Raw genomic sequence first — 14081 nt, forward strand, 5'->3', positions numbered from 1 at the left:
GCCCTTGATTACCTAGCCGAAAAAAAACTAATAACGCTCGAAACCAAACGTATTACCCAAGTATACAAAGTGCATAGCGAGGTTATAAATAACCCAGAACTTGCCCAGCAACTACACGACTACTTTAGTGATAAAGAACAAGCCGAAATTAAACGTATTGCTGCACTGGTACGCTTTTTTGAGCTACAAAGTTGCTTAAGCTATAACTTAGCGCGCTATTTTGACGATCAAAATGCACCACAGCAATGTGGGCATTGTAGTGTGTGTAGAGGCCATGCGGTTAAGCTTGAATACTCTATAGAGCCTGCCTATATTGAGGAGCAGCTTATTTATCAAAAGGTAGATGAGTTTTTAGCGCATATGGCAGACAAAGGTAATCATAATGTGGGTATTGAAACCCAATGCCGCTTTTTAGCGGGGATGAGTGTGCCATTATTTGCGCGTAATAAAGTGCGCCAATTGAGTGGTTTTGCACTGTGCGAGCAAATGCGTTACAGCGATATTAAAGCAAAACTACTAGCGCGTTAAATTAGTTACTGTATCCTAGTGGCTTATTCAAAAAAGTAAGCCACTATGCCTCATATTGTTATTCCCGTTGAAAATATTTCTACTACCCCAGAGCCTGTTACGTGTGCTAACTGCCAAGCCTGTTGTTGCCAATTAGAAGTGCGCATAGTAACCGACACCGGCGTGCCATTTAACTACATTGAATACGATAAATGGGGCAGCGAAGTAATGAAACGCGCTGACGACGGTTGGTGCCAAGCACTCGACCGCAATACACTTATGTGCTCTATTTACGAAAACCGCCCATTAGTTTGCCGCGAGTTTGAAATGGCCTCAGACGAGTGTATTACCGAGCGCGATTTAGCGGGTATATAGTCCGCTATTATTAAAGTACATAAACAACAAAGGGGCTTAAAAGCCCCTTTGTTTATTACTTACTATAAAAATTAAACTTTAAAGTAGCTAATATACTTTTTAAGCGTGTTTGAAAGGTCAGCTAATGCAACAGCTTCTTGTGCGTTACGGTTAAGCGACATGCTGGTTTCTTTAGACATACTGGCAATTTCTTCAACGCCGGTACTAATTTGCGCCACGGTGGCTACTTGGTTTGATGTTGATTCAACAATTTCAAGCACGTTACTTAATGAGTCGTTAGCTTGTTGCTGTATTTGATGCAGTAACTCGTTTGCCTCATGGGTAAGCGTTAGGCCATTTTCTACTTGCGGTACTGTGGTTTCCATAGCTGTTACCGACGCTTGTGTGTTTTCTTGTACTTGCAAAATCATCTTTTCAATGTCGCCTGTTGCATCACCAGTACGCTGGGCAAGTTGCCTTACCTCGTCAGCAACAACAGCAAACCCTCGGCCTGTTTCGCCAGCTCTTGCAGCTTCTATTGCCGCATTTAGTGCAAGCAAGTTTGTTTGATCAGAAATACTGCGGATCACACTTAAAATATCGCCAATGTGTTTTACATGTTCTTGCAAAACATTTACTTGGGTAACGGTGGCTTTTACGGTTACTGAAATTTGCTCAATTTCCGCCGCTACTTTTTGCACTGCAATACTACCTTGCTGCGATAATTGTGCGGTTATTTTTGAGTTATCTTCTGTTTGTTTAACAGAGCCTGCAACAGCATGAATACTTTGGCTCATTTCTTCTAGGCTACTTACTGCCGAGTTTGTATAAGTTACTTGTGCGTCAGCGGCACTAAGTGCTTGCTGCGAACCAGACGCTACGCTTGCAGAGTGAGTAGAAAGCTCTTCAGATGAGTTAATAATGCTATCTACAATGGTTTTTAATTTAGATTGCATAACCCCTACAGAAGCCATCATGCTATTTGGGCAACACGACTGCACATCACCTCTTAAATCGCCTTGGGCAATAAGGGCAATTACTTCGGCGGCTTCTTGTGGTTCGCCACCTACTGACTTTCTGATCAGTTGGCTAATAACATACGCAACGCTTGCACCTATTAAAATTGCAAGCGCGGTGAGCGAAATGATCCAAATTTCAAATGAACTGGCAATATCGAGAGTATCAATAGTGGTGGTTTGATTTGCTTGCTCTTGCAGATTTATAAATTGGTTTATAACATTTAGCCACTGGGTAAACGCAGGGCGCGCATCGGTTAATAAAATGCGTTTAGCTTCGTTTAGGTTTCCTGCATTTTTAGCGTTTATTACACCTTGAATAAAAGGCTGAGTACGCTGCTCTATTTGATTTATTTTATTAATTAAAGCGCGCTCTTCACTATTCATATTACCCATTAGCTTAGCCATAGCGCGGCTTGACGTTTGGTAAAATGCGTTTAGCTCTTGTATGTTATTTAACACGGTACTTAAACTGCTTTGCTCGGTAATTAGTACTACGTCGCGCACGGCTATTGCTCTGTCGTGTACGCTGCCTCTGAAGTTAATTGCGTAACGTTGCTTTACCGAATTTACGTCGGTCATGTGGGTAATATTACTATTAATAAGGCTAACGCGCGAAATTCCAATAATGGTTAAAATAATCATCATTGATAAAATTACGCCAAAGCCGGTCGTTAAACGCATGTTTATGGTCATGGTTGATCCCAAGTGTGAGTCAATACGCGCAAGAGCAGCTTGTATTATTAGTGAAAATACTTAAACAATAGCAGCATTATGCCTTATTAATTAAAGTTTTATTAGCAATAAGGTAGGTGATTGTTAATTTAGTTTACAAGTGTAACTTTGGCGGGGCATATTTTACAGGCATTAAAAAAGGGGCTAAATGCCCCTAGTGTTATATAAAATATTATATAAAGGTTTAGTCGTACTTTGCTTCTAGCTCATTAGCTGTATGAAACTTCTCATGGCTTTGTAATTGCTCGTCGTATTTAACGAGGTTTTTAAAGTGCGCTAATTGACCTGAGTTTTTAACTATTTCAACAATAAACGACATCATAAAGTCAGCGCCCGTTAGGGTATCGCCCACTAAATAACGTTTACCTTCTAGGCGGTCGTTAAAGTAGCTAATTACTTTGGCTGTTTCAGCGTCGGCATAGCCTTCTAAAAACTGCGTTTTAGCGCCGTCTTTTAGTACAAACATTTTAAGTAAAAGCGGTAAAATTGCTGAGCTTTCTGCAAAGTGCAGCCATTGCTGGTAGTCAACATATTCAGCGGTATCTACTTTTGGAGCAAATTTACCGTTGCCGTATTTAGAAATAAGGTAGTCGGTAATAGCGCCTGATTCAGCAATAATTAAACCGCCATCTTCAATTACCGGTGACTTGCCAAGTTGATGAATATGCTTTAGTTCGTCAGGTGCTAGGAATGTGTCTTTATTACGCTGATAAGCCACAATTTCGTAGTCAACATCTAGCTCTTCTAAAAGCCAAATTATACGTTTAGAGCGGGATTTATTTAAATGGTGTAGTTTAATCATGTCAGTCCTTTTGTGGCTTNAAGCCGTATAAAATTAAAGTGGGTTATTAATTTTAACCACAGTTTTACCAAAGTTTTTACCGGATATCATATCGTTGAACGCGTCTACTGTATTTTCGATGCCTTCTACCATGTGCTCCCGGTATTGAATTTTTCCGTCTTGTAGCCATTTTTGCATGTCTTGTGCAAACTCGTCGTAACGGTCGCCGTAATCATCAAAAATGATAAAGCCTTGCATTTTAATACGCTTAGTAAGCAATTGACCCATTAGCATACCTAAACGGTCTGGGCCTTCTGGTAAGCTAGTTGCGTTATATTGCGATACTAAACCACACAATGGTACGCGCGCTGCTGTATTTAGTAATGGTAATACGGCGTCGAATACTTTACCGCCCACATTTTCGTAGTAAACATCAATGCCGTTATCACACGCTTTTTCTAGTTGGTCTGCAAAGTCATCAGCTTTGTGGTCAATACAGGCATCAAACCCTAGTTTTTCAACGGCGTGTGCACATTTTTCGCTACCACCAGCAACACCGACTACTTTACAGCCTTTAATTTTAGCTATTTGACCAACCGTTGCACCTACTGGCCCTGTTGCTGCTGCAACAACTACGGTTTCGCCTTCTTTAGGCAGGCCAATATCAAGTAAACCCATGTAAGCAGTAAAGCCAGGCATACCCATAATACCTAATGCGTATGAAGGGTTTGCAGGCTCTTTACCTAATTGCATTAAGCCTTCACCATCGGTAATGGCGTAGTCTTGCCAACCTGTGTAGGCAAGTACCCATTCGCCTTCGTTAAACTTATCGTTTTTAGACTCTTCTACTTGGCACACAGTTGCGCCAACCATTACATCGCCAATATTAACTGGATCTGCGTACGACTTAGCATCACTCATACGACCACGCATATACGGGTCTAATGATAGGTAAATAGTGCGTAGTAAAACTTCGCCATCTTTTAATGCAGGAAGTTCTACCGTTTTAAGTTCAAAGTTTTTTTCGTTCGGGGCGCCATTAGGGCGTGATGCTAAAGTAAGTTGACGACTAGTTGCAGACATAAAAATCTCCTCTTAAAGTGAATGTACTTAGCGAATGTTTATGCGTTAAATTAATATCTAACCTAAACAATAATGCGCGCTAAGCAGTGTAAATATATATTTTTACCTCAATACATTAGCTTTGGGCGAGGTACTGGTAATTCAAGCTTTGCAGAGTATTTATTCTAAATGGTTTATTTTAGCTTGCTAAAAATATGGCTATTGTAAAACACCCCGTTTTTATAAATGGCCTGTTTAAGCACAGCCTCTTGCTCAAAACCACTTTTAATAAGTGCTTTCATTGAGCCGGTATTACCAGCAAACACGGCAACAAAAAATTCTGTTTAAGTGTGAGCTTGCAAACGCTTCATTGCATATAAGTTCAATAGCGCGAGTAATAATACCTTGCCCCCAATAGGCTTTATTAAGCCAATAACCAATTTCGCCACTGTGGTTGTATTCAAATTCGCCGGGAGTTACACCAATACAGCCCGCAAATTGCCCATTTACCTCAATGGCTTTAACTGTTGCATCAATTACGCCGTTTTTTGAGCCTTGGTTTATCCACCAATCAGCATCGGCTTGCGTATACGGAAACGGAATTTTTGACGATAAATAACGCGTTACCTGTTCATCATTTAAGGTATTAATAATAAAAGGCGCGTCTTGGGCTTTAAACTCTCTGAGGGTGATCATATTTTTTCATAAATTTTTAGTATGCACACTAACTTAACAATCATTTAAGAGTTAAACAATCAGAACCTAAATTAAACGGTTTACGGCTATTACTTTGTTTTAAAGTCCTCTAATATAAGCAAAATATTACACCTATTTTAGATGCCATTATGCACCCTCACATTAAAGCGCTTTATAACAGCGCCCAAAAACCAAGCCGTTTAATTATTGGTTTAATGAGCGGTACCTCGTTGGACGGGCTTGATGTTGCACTGTGTAAAGTAACGGGCGCGGGCTTAAATACTCACATTGAGGTTTTAAATTTTACCACCGTTGACTACAACGACGATTATAAAACTAAAATAAAGCAGGTATTTGCCAAACGAGAGTGCGATTTAGAGCTTGTTACTTTATTGCACCCGTGGGTAGGTAAACTCCATGGCGATATGGTTAATCAGTGCTTACATACTTGGCAAATAAACCCGGCAAGTATTGATGTAATAGCAAGTCACGGGCAAACCATTTACCACTGCCCGCATTCGCAGCATAACCACAAAAGCTTTACTAATGGCACCTTACAAATTGGCGATAGTGACCAGATAGCCGTTACTACGGGTATTACTACCATTGGTGATTTTAGGCAAAAACACATAGCCGCAGGAGGCGAGGGCGCACCGCTTGCTGTGTATGGCGATTATTTGTATTTTTCGAGCGCTGCTGAGAGTCGGGTTTTGCTAAATATGGGCGGCATAGCTAACTTAACGTTTTTACCCAAAAATGGTGATGCAAACGGTGTGTTTAGCTCCGACATTGGCCCCGGTAATACCATTATGGATGCCTACGTACAGCAACATTTTAAAGATATGCATTATGACGATGGCGCAAAAATAGCAAAAGCAGGCAAGGTAAATACACCATTATTAAATGCATTATGTAATAACGCATTTTTTAAACTCCCAATGCCTAAAACTACAGGGCCAGAGGTATTTAACTTAGCGTATTTAAACGCCGCACAGCAGCTTACAAATACACACCATTTAAGTCATGAAGATGTAATGGCCACCTTAAATACCTTTACTGCAACAGCTATAGCAAATGCATTAAACGAGTGTGCAGAGCGCGAACAAAATTGTGTGGTGTATGCAAGTGGTGGGGGTATTCATAATCCATTAGTAATGGCGCAACTTACAGCGCTTTGCCCACGTATTAAGGCTTTTAAAAATACCGACGATTTAGGTATAAATCCCGATGCAAAAGAGGCTGTGTTATTTGCTATTTTAGCAAACGAATGCCTAGCAGGAGAGCAGCAACACCTAAGTAACACCGCACAAGGTATTGCGGGAGTTACTATGGGTAAAGTAAGTTTTGCAGACTAATAACTTGTCGCATCGCGTAATTTAAGTGCAGTCAGCACTAAAACAGCGATAAAAACGTAGAACCCATACTCGCAAAGTAGCTACGAACGCCCTGTGACTTGGTATGTTCAGTTTTTATTTGCTCAGGAATATAGCCTTGCTCAAACGCTTTAATGTACACATCGAGTTGCTGGCTTTCTTTTAAGGTCGTATTTTTTCCGTGCAGCATCATTTGCACTACAAAACACTGGCTTTGTGTAATGTTACTTAAAGTTAGGTTTACAGTACCAGATTCAAGGTCTGCATTGCTCAGCGTTTTTTCAGTAAAATACTGCGCCCCACGCGCACTGGGCTGCGTTGCACTTAGTGAAATAACATCGCTCTCATTTGCGCCATCAGGCAACACACATTGCAGCGTGATGTTATGCGCAGCATTGGCTTTTAGCGATAGCTTTTCATATTCCATAGCGTGGCTCATCGCCGCAGACATAGAATCATCAAATGATTGCAGTGCAAATGTTAGTTGCACTAAGGGTGTACTCATCTTACTTAATCTTCTTGAGTCTATTCATTTATCGGATAGAGATTATCGCGGATCAAAGTTACAGATTTATGACTAATTGCATTATTTAGTACAATTATTGAGTAGTTTGATCAAAGAGGATTTTTGTTGAAATTTTATAATGCTAGAAGGTGATTCCAGGTGATATTTCTAAAGGTACGTTCTTAAATGCGTTAAGTAATTTAGATATTCATTTACACCAAAATTTCATTGATGGCTTGAATGTATTAAAAATTATAAATTCAATAACAATTAGTGAGCCTATTGCGCATTCATTATATTTTTAAGTTTTTATTATGACAAAAAAGCAGTTACCTAATTAGCATCTGTTTTTATATTTAAAAACCACAGTGCTAAGCGCTGTGGTCTTTAATTTTTAACGAGGAATATTTAATTAAGCTTGAGGTTTAATTAAGTACTTTTCGCCTGTTGCTTGTTTAGAATAAGCGGCAATTGACTGTAAGTGTAATACCTCAGCTAATGACACTTCGTGCGTGTAGTTGCTCGCAAATGTAGTGGTGATTTCATCAGCAACGCGTTTGCGCATTTTCATTACTGTATCTGTGCCTAATTTACCTAAAGCATTAAATAACAAGAACCCGCTTACAGCCCAAGCAAAGCCAAAGTTACGGTTAAGTGTAATAGGGCCGCGGTCTAGTGCGCCATAAATGTACACTTGTTTAAATGTATCAGAGCCATAAATTGTGTGCTCTTTTATATCGCGCGCAGCTGCAACTTCCATACAGTTAAGAATATCACTTGTTAGTTGGCCGCCACCAATAGGGTCAAACGCTATAGTTGCACCGGTTTCGATTATTGCAGCTGTTAGGTCAGCAAGAAAAGTGTCGCTGCTTGAGTTAACAATATATTTTGCACCCATATCGCGCAGTAATTTTTCTTGTTCTGGTTTACGAACAATATTTATTAAATCAACGCCATCAGCAATACAAATACGGTTTAGCATTTGGCCAAGGTTAGAAGCTGCAGCCGCGTGAATAATAGCTTTATGACCTTCAGCGCGCATGGTTTCTACCATTGCTAGTGCGGTAAGTGGGTTAACAAAAGATGATGCACCTTCTTTGGCGGTAGTCCCTTCTTTTAGCTCTAGGCAACTTTGTACGTTGGCACATATAAATTGACGATACGTACCGCCGCCAATTACTGCAACAGTTTTTCCCATTAATGCTTGTGCGGCTGGNGGTGATGAGCCTGCTGCTACTACGGTGCCTGCGCCTTCATTACCTACTTGTGTTGCTTTACCAACACGTGTTTTAAGTGATGGCATAAATTGAGCTGGAACATCAGCAGTAATTACTGGGTTTTCATCAGTACCCGATTGTTTTGCAGTAGACATATCAGCTGCGCTGAATAAAACGCCTAAGTCTGATGGGTTTAATGGTGCAGCTTCAATACGAATAACTACTTCATCGGCATTTGGCTTTGGCATCTCGATGTTTTTTAAGGCAAGTGTGAGTTTATTGTCTTCGCTGATAGTTGAAGTAAGTTGGATATTTTTATCTGTCATAATACTGTTCCTATAAATTGAGAATGGGTAGCGTATAGCGTAATTATTTGCTTTGAGCTGCCTGTATTTGTGCTGTTACCTTTTGCATAAACTCAGGCATATTTGCTTGGCGATCTGCCTCTATTTGCTGTGCAATAGTCGATTGACTCATTTTTACTTGCCATTCTTTCATACCTGGGATTTCGGCCAGTACATCCCAATTAAGCTCTTTTGGCGTGAATGCGTTAACCACTGTATTTACGTAGTAAACGTAAATATCTGCCATGCTAAATTGTTCGCCTGCTATCCACGGCGAAAAATGCGTTAATTCACAAAGGGCGTTTACACCGCGCGTTAATAGCTTGCGAATGTCGTCTTTTACGTGTTCAGGTGCGGGGGAGCCTGTAAATACATACGGAATTAAGCGTCTGCTTGGCAATTCAAAGTAAAGCTCACTTATTTTCATAATTTGGCGAACAAAAGCACGCTCGGCTGAATCTTCAGGGTATAGCATGTTGCTTGGGTAGGTTTCTTCAAGGTAGTCGCAAATAACGCTCGATTCTGCAATATTTAGCCCATCAGCGGTGGTAATAGCCGGTACTTTTCCCATAGGGTTTATAGCTAAAAACTGCTCGTCGTTGTTGTATATAAGGTGCTCATTAAATGGCAGCTCTTTGTGTAAAAGTACATGCTTAACCAAGTTGTAATAGTTACTAGCTGCGAAGCCGTGCAAAGTAATCATAATGTAGCCTTTGGTTTTAAGCTTTAACTATTGGCGTTAAATAAATTAAAGCGTGTAGATAAGTTAAGATTATTATTACTTGTTTTAATTTGCTTATATATAGGGGAAAATGCGAATCACTTTTGTCTTTAAGACAATAAAGCATTTTATTTAATGGAGAGGCAACTTGGATCAACTAAAAGCCATACGGTATTTTATCAAAGTGGTTGAAACGGGCAGTTTTACCAAAGCCGCAAAAGCTTTTGATGTGCCGCCTTCGTCGTTGTCACGGCGAGTTGCTGATTTAGAAAAAAGCCTAGGTGCGACGCTTTTAAAGCGCTCGACCCGCATAGTTAAATTGACCGAAGTTGGGCAAATTTACTATAACGATGTTCAGCAAATATTAAATCAGCTAGAGCAAAGCCACGAAACTGTACGCAGTTATCAAACAACACCAATGGGGCGATTATGTATAAGCTCAATGGTAAGTTTTGGTGACAAAATATTACTGCCACTGCTAGATGAATTTAGCGCGCTATACCCCGAAATTATATTAGATGTTAGCTTAAGTGATGAGCTGTCGACACTCGGGCGTGACGACGTTGATATTGCTATTCGCGGTGGCTATGCGCCAAATGAACGCGTGCTAGCAATAAAACTAATGGATAACGGCTTTATTCCTGTTGCGTCACCCTGCTATTTACAAAAATACGGTATGCCCACTAATGTTATGGAATTAAAGGGCCACAGTGGCCTTTATTTTAAAACGCCAGCGGGGCCAACGCCTTGGTTATGTAAAGTAGATGATCAATGGCACGACGTTTCTGGGCCTGCGGTCGCTATTTCAAATAACGGATCGTGGCTAGCTAAAAAAGCATGTAATGGCGAGGGCATTTTAATGTCAACTCGATGGGCGCTCGACTCATACCTTGAATCTGGCCAGTTGCAAGAGCTTAAGTTTGAGCATGAATTAGCGATAAGTCAAAATGCGACTATGGCGGTTTATTTGTTGTATCAAAAGCAGCGTTATTTAGTACCAAAAGTAAAAGCGGCGGTCGACTTTTTAGTACAAAGAATAAAAGAAACAGGTGAAGGTAATAAGCAAACAAAATAGCCCTTAAGAGTAAGGTGGGTAGATTAATTGAGTGTCGGATGGCGCTGCGCTTATCCGACCTACGCTTATCCGATTTATTTTTACCAGATATATATTTATGTTTGTTTAACTTATTAATAAATTATTTGTATAAATAATAGGTAAAAAATGCGCCTTTAGGCTAAAGCTTTTAACTAAGTGCCCGATAAATTACTTAATAGGGTTTAGCGATTAAGGATAATCATGGTTAATAATGCACTTGGCAGCCACGCTAATTTAAGCACTTTACTTGCCCAATCAGTTAATAACGCTAACCAAACCTCTGTGAGTCCTTCACTACTAACCGGTAGCGACCTTCAAGCTATTAATGATTTACAAACTAACGCCCCCAAAATATCCGATGAATTATTAAGCCAGCTAAATAACGAAACTATTGACGAAGCACTAGCCAGTAATCAAAAAGTAGAGGACGTTTTAAAGCAGCAACTTACCTCGTTATTTACAATTTCAAGCACGCCGAGCACGCTTAACTATAAACTCTCCGATGAAGAACTCGCCCTGCGCACCGTAATAAGCTCTCAGCATGAGGGGTTATTAAAAAACGAAAATAGCACCCAATTAATTGAGCGATTAAATACGTCGGTTAAAAATATTCAGGGTGCTTATGCTAATACCAGCGATATTTTATCGAGTTTAGGTCAGCTTGGGCATGAGCAAAAAACGTTTTTAGCCTCAAGCCAGCAACGTGTTGAGCGTTCACTTAATCCATACATGGAAAGCCTTAATCGCACAAAATACGAGGATGACGATAACTACCTGTTTGAGCTCTCGGTAAAAACTAAAGAGGGTGATGTTATAAACATTACCTTTAACTCATCGCAAGGTTATGACGAAAAAACAGGTGAAGCGATAGATGGCTTTGGCATAAGTTACGAAGTTAATGGTAATTTATCTGAGGCTGAACATGGCGCTTTAACGCAGGTTATGGCGGGTGTTGGCGAAATGGCCGATGAATTTTTTAAAGTGAGTGAAAATTCATTCAACCCTCTTATAGTGCCAAACCAAACAGACATGAGCTTAGATTTTTTAGCGGGCTTTAATAGTGAGCAGTTAGCCGGTTTTAATGTGTCGTTTTCAACAACGCAAAATGATGCGCTTGATACTGCCCAGAATACGCTTGATTTAAGTTATTCCATTGATGAAGCATCAAATCAGCAAGCACTTGTGTTTAAAGCAGTAGGTGGGAAAAACGACATTGATTTTGCACTCGATATGTCAACCATTGGCGCTAAAGACACGCAGCAAATGCAGCAGTATTTAGCGTCGCTAGATCAAAGCCTAGAAGATAGTCGGGTTAATAGTAGTGAGGACGATAAAAAATCGGCATTTGGCCGCAAAGGCGACGAGGCAATGCAGCAAGGCTTTGCATTGTTTAAAGGCGCTTTTGCGAGTATGTCGTCGGCGGCTGAGCGTTATAGCAATTTGGAGTCACTTGCAGAACAGCACTTTAATGACGGGCGCACCATGGTTGCCGATTTAGTTGATAACATGATTACAAACGATGCCCGTTACCAAGGACTTGGTAATAAAGCCCCAAATACATTGGGTGCGAGTATTTCTAAGCTCGCTGATTTTGATGCCACTTTTTCATATGCGCTGGATAACGGCGACTATCAGCCTAAAAGTACTATTGAGCTAAGCCAAGTAACTGAACAAAGCCAATTAGGGGATCTTAGCGGTGTAACGCAAAGTAAAAATGTAAGCAGCCACTTTGATTATCAATACAGTCGCCCTGATTACTACAACAAAGAAGAGAGTTATAACGTAAACACCGCCGTTAAAAATAAAGAACTTGTGGGGCTCGATCAGTCTCACGAGGTTGATGTTGATACAAAAATGTTTGAGTTTAATCCGCAAACCAATCAATACGAGCTGCAAATGGCGATGCAAGAACAAACCGTTAGTAAAAGCAACATTCGCTTAATTGACGATATTTGGCTTGAAGAAAACGAAAACAGCTACAACATGAATAAAAAAGAGCGTGTTGAGAGTGACGAAAAGCAAGACGAGTTTAAAAAAACAAGCAGCCATTCTCATAATAAACTAGTTACCCTAATTGGTGATTTAGACAAGCTAGCTGAGAATAAAGACGTAAGGCGAGAATATTTAACTAACTTATCGCAAGTTAACTTTTTTATGGATAAAAAGTAACGGTTTTGAGTTGTTCACTCCACACTCAATATTGGGTATAGTCGTTTAATACCTAAATTAATACCTAAATTAAGAGCAACCTTATGTTTAAACAATTAATTTTACTGTGCGCTTTAAGCATGCCGCTTGTAAGCTATGCTACAGCGCCATTTTCGGGCGAGATAAGTACGCAAGCACTGCTAAGCGACTACGACAAGTTTAACGAGCAATACAAAGCGTATACACCAACAGCACAAGATATAGCCCTAATGCAAAAGCTAGAAGGCAAAGAGCTTATTGTATTATTTGGAACGTGGTGCCACGACAGTGAGCGCGAAGTGCCAAAACTCATTAAGTTAATTGATGCATCGAAAGTACAACTTGCAAGCATTGACTATGTGGCCGTAGGTTACAACAAGCAAGACGATGCAGGCATTGCACAGGCTCACGACTTACAATACACACCAACGTTTATTGTTAAACAAAATGGCAAAGAGTTGGTACGCGTAATTGAAAAGCCAACGGGTACGTTAGCGCAAGACTTAACTCAGGGTTTGTAAGTTCAGCTTGCTCGTATTTGGTTTACCGATTTAACTAATAGGTTTATGAGGTAGCTGCTGGACTCATATAACTAGTCTCCTGGTACTTTAATGTGTAAGGCCAAAATTTACCCCTACCCCTTTGGCTGAGCCAAAATAGGAATTCAGCTATGGTTTGTATATCAATTAAAACAAATAAAAAACGAATTAATCTACAAGCTCGTTGTGGTATGTCTTAATATGTCTAAGGATCTACGTAAAAATTTGATTGCTGCGATTCTTAGTCCTTTAATTGCATTACCAGTCCTTGGTTTTTGTTATTTTTATGCGGGTATCGAAAACTATACTTCTGTGAGTTCATTAATTTCAGGTGTTGGTTTTGGTGTATCAATAGGGGTGGGAAGTTTATTTTATTTTTATCCATTAATGTTCATTTACGGATTACCTATTAGCTTATTACTCCAAAAGTTAAATTTATTTAAATTACCGGTAGTTTTAATCTTAAGCATACTTCCAGTTTTTTTACTCAGTCTATTTAGTGAATTTAATCGTGAAACATTGGTTCTTCATTTATTAGTACTTTCAATGGGTTCAACTAGTTGGCTTATATATAATAAATTAAGGTAACACCACAATAAGCGATTAATGTTACACAACCGTTTTCTTACTCGACTTACAGCTCAGATCAAACATTATTCACTAAACAAGCTTTTTTCGAACGCTTGCGCAGCGTGTGAAGACGGTCTGTCTTTATAATGCAGTTGATAAAGTGGCCGAGAAAGTTGCTCGTTATTTTTTTGGCTCAGGCGTGTTAATTTACCTAGCTGCACTAAATCCTCAGTGACTACATTTGGCAATAAAGCGACTCCCATACCTTGAGCAACAGCCCTTGCTATGGCTTCGTTGCTGCCCAATTGCATACTGCGCTCTGCTATTACGCCATGTTGGGCTAATAACTTTACCGACATTTCTAAAGTACCCGAGCCC

14 protein-coding genes and 1 pseudogene (1 of these 15 only partly in view) are annotated in these 14081 nt (G+C 40.0%); 7 read left to right on the forward strand and 8 right to left on the reverse strand.

Translation table 11 applies throughout. The features are described 5' to 3' along the window. Both L652_RS0110530 and L652_RS0110535 read left to right on the forward strand, forming a co-directional pair. Positions 1–528 carry the 3' portion of a RecQ family ATP-dependent DNA helicase gene (locus L652_RS0110530; protein WP_024603442.1) on the forward strand. The gene continues 1407 nt to the left of window position 1, outside the view, so the window shows 528 of its 1935 coding nt (coding positions 1408–1935); its start codon lies beyond the left edge, outside the window; it ends in the stop codon at positions 526–528. Positions 529–573: 45 nt separating this feature from the next. Next, positions 574–882: a YkgJ family cysteine cluster protein gene (locus L652_RS0110535; protein ID WP_002962790.1), complete on the forward strand. Its 309-nt coding sequence runs from the start codon at positions 574–576 to the stop codon at positions 880–882. Positions 883–953: 71 nt separating this feature from the next. Here L652_RS0110535 and L652_RS0110540 read toward each other — a convergent pair whose 3' ends face one another. The 4 genes and pseudogenes from L652_RS0110540 to L652_RS01000000123665 form a co-directional block, all read right to left on the reverse strand. Next, complete coding sequence (locus L652_RS0110540) at positions 954–2573, reverse strand: methyl-accepting chemotaxis protein (protein ID WP_024596456.1); 1620 nt, start codon at positions 2571–2573, stop codon at positions 954–956. Between the two features lie 223 nt (positions 2574–2796). Further along, entirely contained in the window at positions 2797–3414 is a 618-nt protein-coding gene (locus tag L652_RS0110545; protein WP_002962787.1) for a glutathione S-transferase, read from the reverse strand. A 33-nt stretch (positions 3415–3447) separates the two neighbouring features. After that, complete coding sequence (locus L652_RS0110550; RefSeq protein ID WP_024596455.1) at positions 3448–4476, reverse strand: NADP-dependent oxidoreductase; 1029 nt, start codon at positions 4474–4476, stop codon at positions 3448–3450. 173 nt (positions 4477–4649) lie between these two features. Further along, positions 4650–5151, reverse strand: a pseudogene (locus L652_RS01000000123665) (GNAT family protein). Positions 5152–5300: 149 nt separating this feature from the next. On the opposite strand from L652_RS01000000123665, the gene L652_RS0110560 reads away from it, so the two are divergent. After that, positions 5301–6506 carry an anhydro-N-acetylmuramic acid kinase gene (locus L652_RS0110560; protein ID WP_024603443.1) on the forward strand — a complete coding sequence of 402 codons (1206 nt, stop codon included), beginning with the start codon at positions 5301–5303 and terminating at the stop codon, positions 6504–6506. A 37-nt stretch (positions 6507–6543) separates the two neighbouring features. Here L652_RS0110560 and L652_RS0110565 read toward each other — a convergent pair whose 3' ends face one another. The 3 genes from L652_RS0110565 to L652_RS0110580 form a co-directional block, all read right to left on the reverse strand. Beyond that, positions 6544–7029, reverse strand: a complete 486-nt coding sequence (locus tag L652_RS0110565; protein WP_010554987.1) for a hypothetical protein — start codon at positions 7027–7029, stop codon at positions 6544–6546. 412 nt (positions 7030–7441) lie between these two features. After that, positions 7442–8572, reverse strand: a complete 1131-nt coding sequence (locus L652_RS0110575; protein WP_024603444.1) for a zinc-binding dehydrogenase — start codon at positions 8570–8572, stop codon at positions 7442–7444. 43 nt (positions 8573–8615) lie between these two features. Next, positions 8616–9293 (reverse strand): glutathione S-transferase family protein, encoded by a 678-nt coding sequence (locus L652_RS0110580; RefSeq protein ID WP_024596119.1) that lies wholly within the window; start codon positions 9291–9293, stop codon positions 8616–8618. A gap of 166 nt (positions 9294–9459) precedes the next feature. Between L652_RS0110580 and L652_RS0110585 the strand changes: the two genes are divergently transcribed. From L652_RS0110585 to L652_RS0110600, 4 genes are all read left to right on the forward strand, one after another. Then, positions 9460–10386, forward strand: coding sequence for a LysR family transcriptional regulator (locus L652_RS0110585; protein WP_024596118.1), 927 nt, complete (start codon positions 9460–9462; stop codon positions 10384–10386). 222 nt (positions 10387–10608) lie between these two features. Beyond that, a complete protein-coding gene (locus tag L652_RS0110590; protein WP_024596117.1) occupies positions 10609–12576 on the forward strand; it encodes a hypothetical protein in 1968 nt (655 codons plus the stop codon). A gap of 83 nt (positions 12577–12659) precedes the next feature. Continuing rightward, a complete protein-coding gene (locus tag L652_RS0110595; protein ID WP_024596116.1) occupies positions 12660–13115 on the forward strand; it encodes a thioredoxin family protein in 456 nt (151 codons plus the stop codon). A 219-nt stretch (positions 13116–13334) separates the two neighbouring features. Then, positions 13335–13721, forward strand: coding sequence for a hypothetical protein (locus L652_RS0110600; protein WP_139015396.1), 387 nt, complete (start codon positions 13335–13337; stop codon positions 13719–13721). A 65-nt stretch (positions 13722–13786) separates the two neighbouring features. Here L652_RS0110600 and L652_RS0110605 read toward each other — a convergent pair. Beyond that, positions 13787–14081 (reverse strand): LysR substrate-binding domain-containing protein (locus tag L652_RS0110605; RefSeq protein WP_024603445.1); only part of this gene is annotated, 295 nt, incomplete at its 5' end.

The sequence above is a fragment of the Pseudoalteromonas sp. TB25 genome (assembly GCF_000497995.1).
In the GTDB taxonomy this organism is placed as follows: Bacteria; Pseudomonadota; Gammaproteobacteria; order Enterobacterales; family Alteromonadaceae; genus Pseudoalteromonas; species Pseudoalteromonas distincta.

Excerpts from the sequence above, each read along its gene's own strand:
- L652_RS0110595 (WP_024596116.1), top strand. The coding sequence starts at position 12,660 with ATGTTTAAACAATTAATTTTACTGTGCGCTTTAAGCATGCCGCTTGTA.
- L652_RS0110560 (WP_024603443.1), top strand. The coding sequence starts at position 5,301 with ATGCACCCTCACATTAAAGCGCTTTATAACAGCGCCCAAAAACCAAGC.
- L652_RS0110565 (WP_010554987.1), bottom strand. The coding sequence starts at position 7,029 with ATGAGTACACCCTTAGTGCAACTAACATTTGCACTGCAATCATTTGAT.
- L652_RS0110540 (WP_024596456.1), bottom strand. The coding sequence starts at position 2,573 with ATGACCATAAACATGCGTTTAACGACCGGCTTTGGCGTAATTTTATCA.
- L652_RS0110545 (WP_002962787.1), bottom strand. The coding sequence starts at position 3,414 with ATGATTAAACTACACCATTTAAATAAATCCCGCTCTAAACGTATAATT.
- L652_RS0110600 (WP_139015396.1), top strand. The coding sequence starts at position 13,335 with ATGTCTAAGGATCTACGTAAAAATTTGATTGCTGCGATTCTTAGTCCT.
- L652_RS0110550 (WP_024596455.1), bottom strand. The coding sequence starts at position 4,476 with ATGTCTGCAACTAGTCGTCAACTTACTTTAGCATCACGCCCTAATGGC.
- L652_RS0110590 (WP_024596117.1), top strand. The coding sequence starts at position 10,609 with ATGGTTAATAATGCACTTGGCAGCCACGCTAATTTAAGCACTTTACTT.
- L652_RS0110580 (WP_024596119.1), bottom strand. The coding sequence starts at position 9,293 with ATGATTACTTTGCACGGCTTCGCAGCTAGTAACTATTACAACTTGGTT.
- L652_RS0110535 (WP_002962790.1), top strand. The coding sequence starts at position 574 with ATGCCTCATATTGTTATTCCCGTTGAAAATATTTCTACTACCCCAGAG.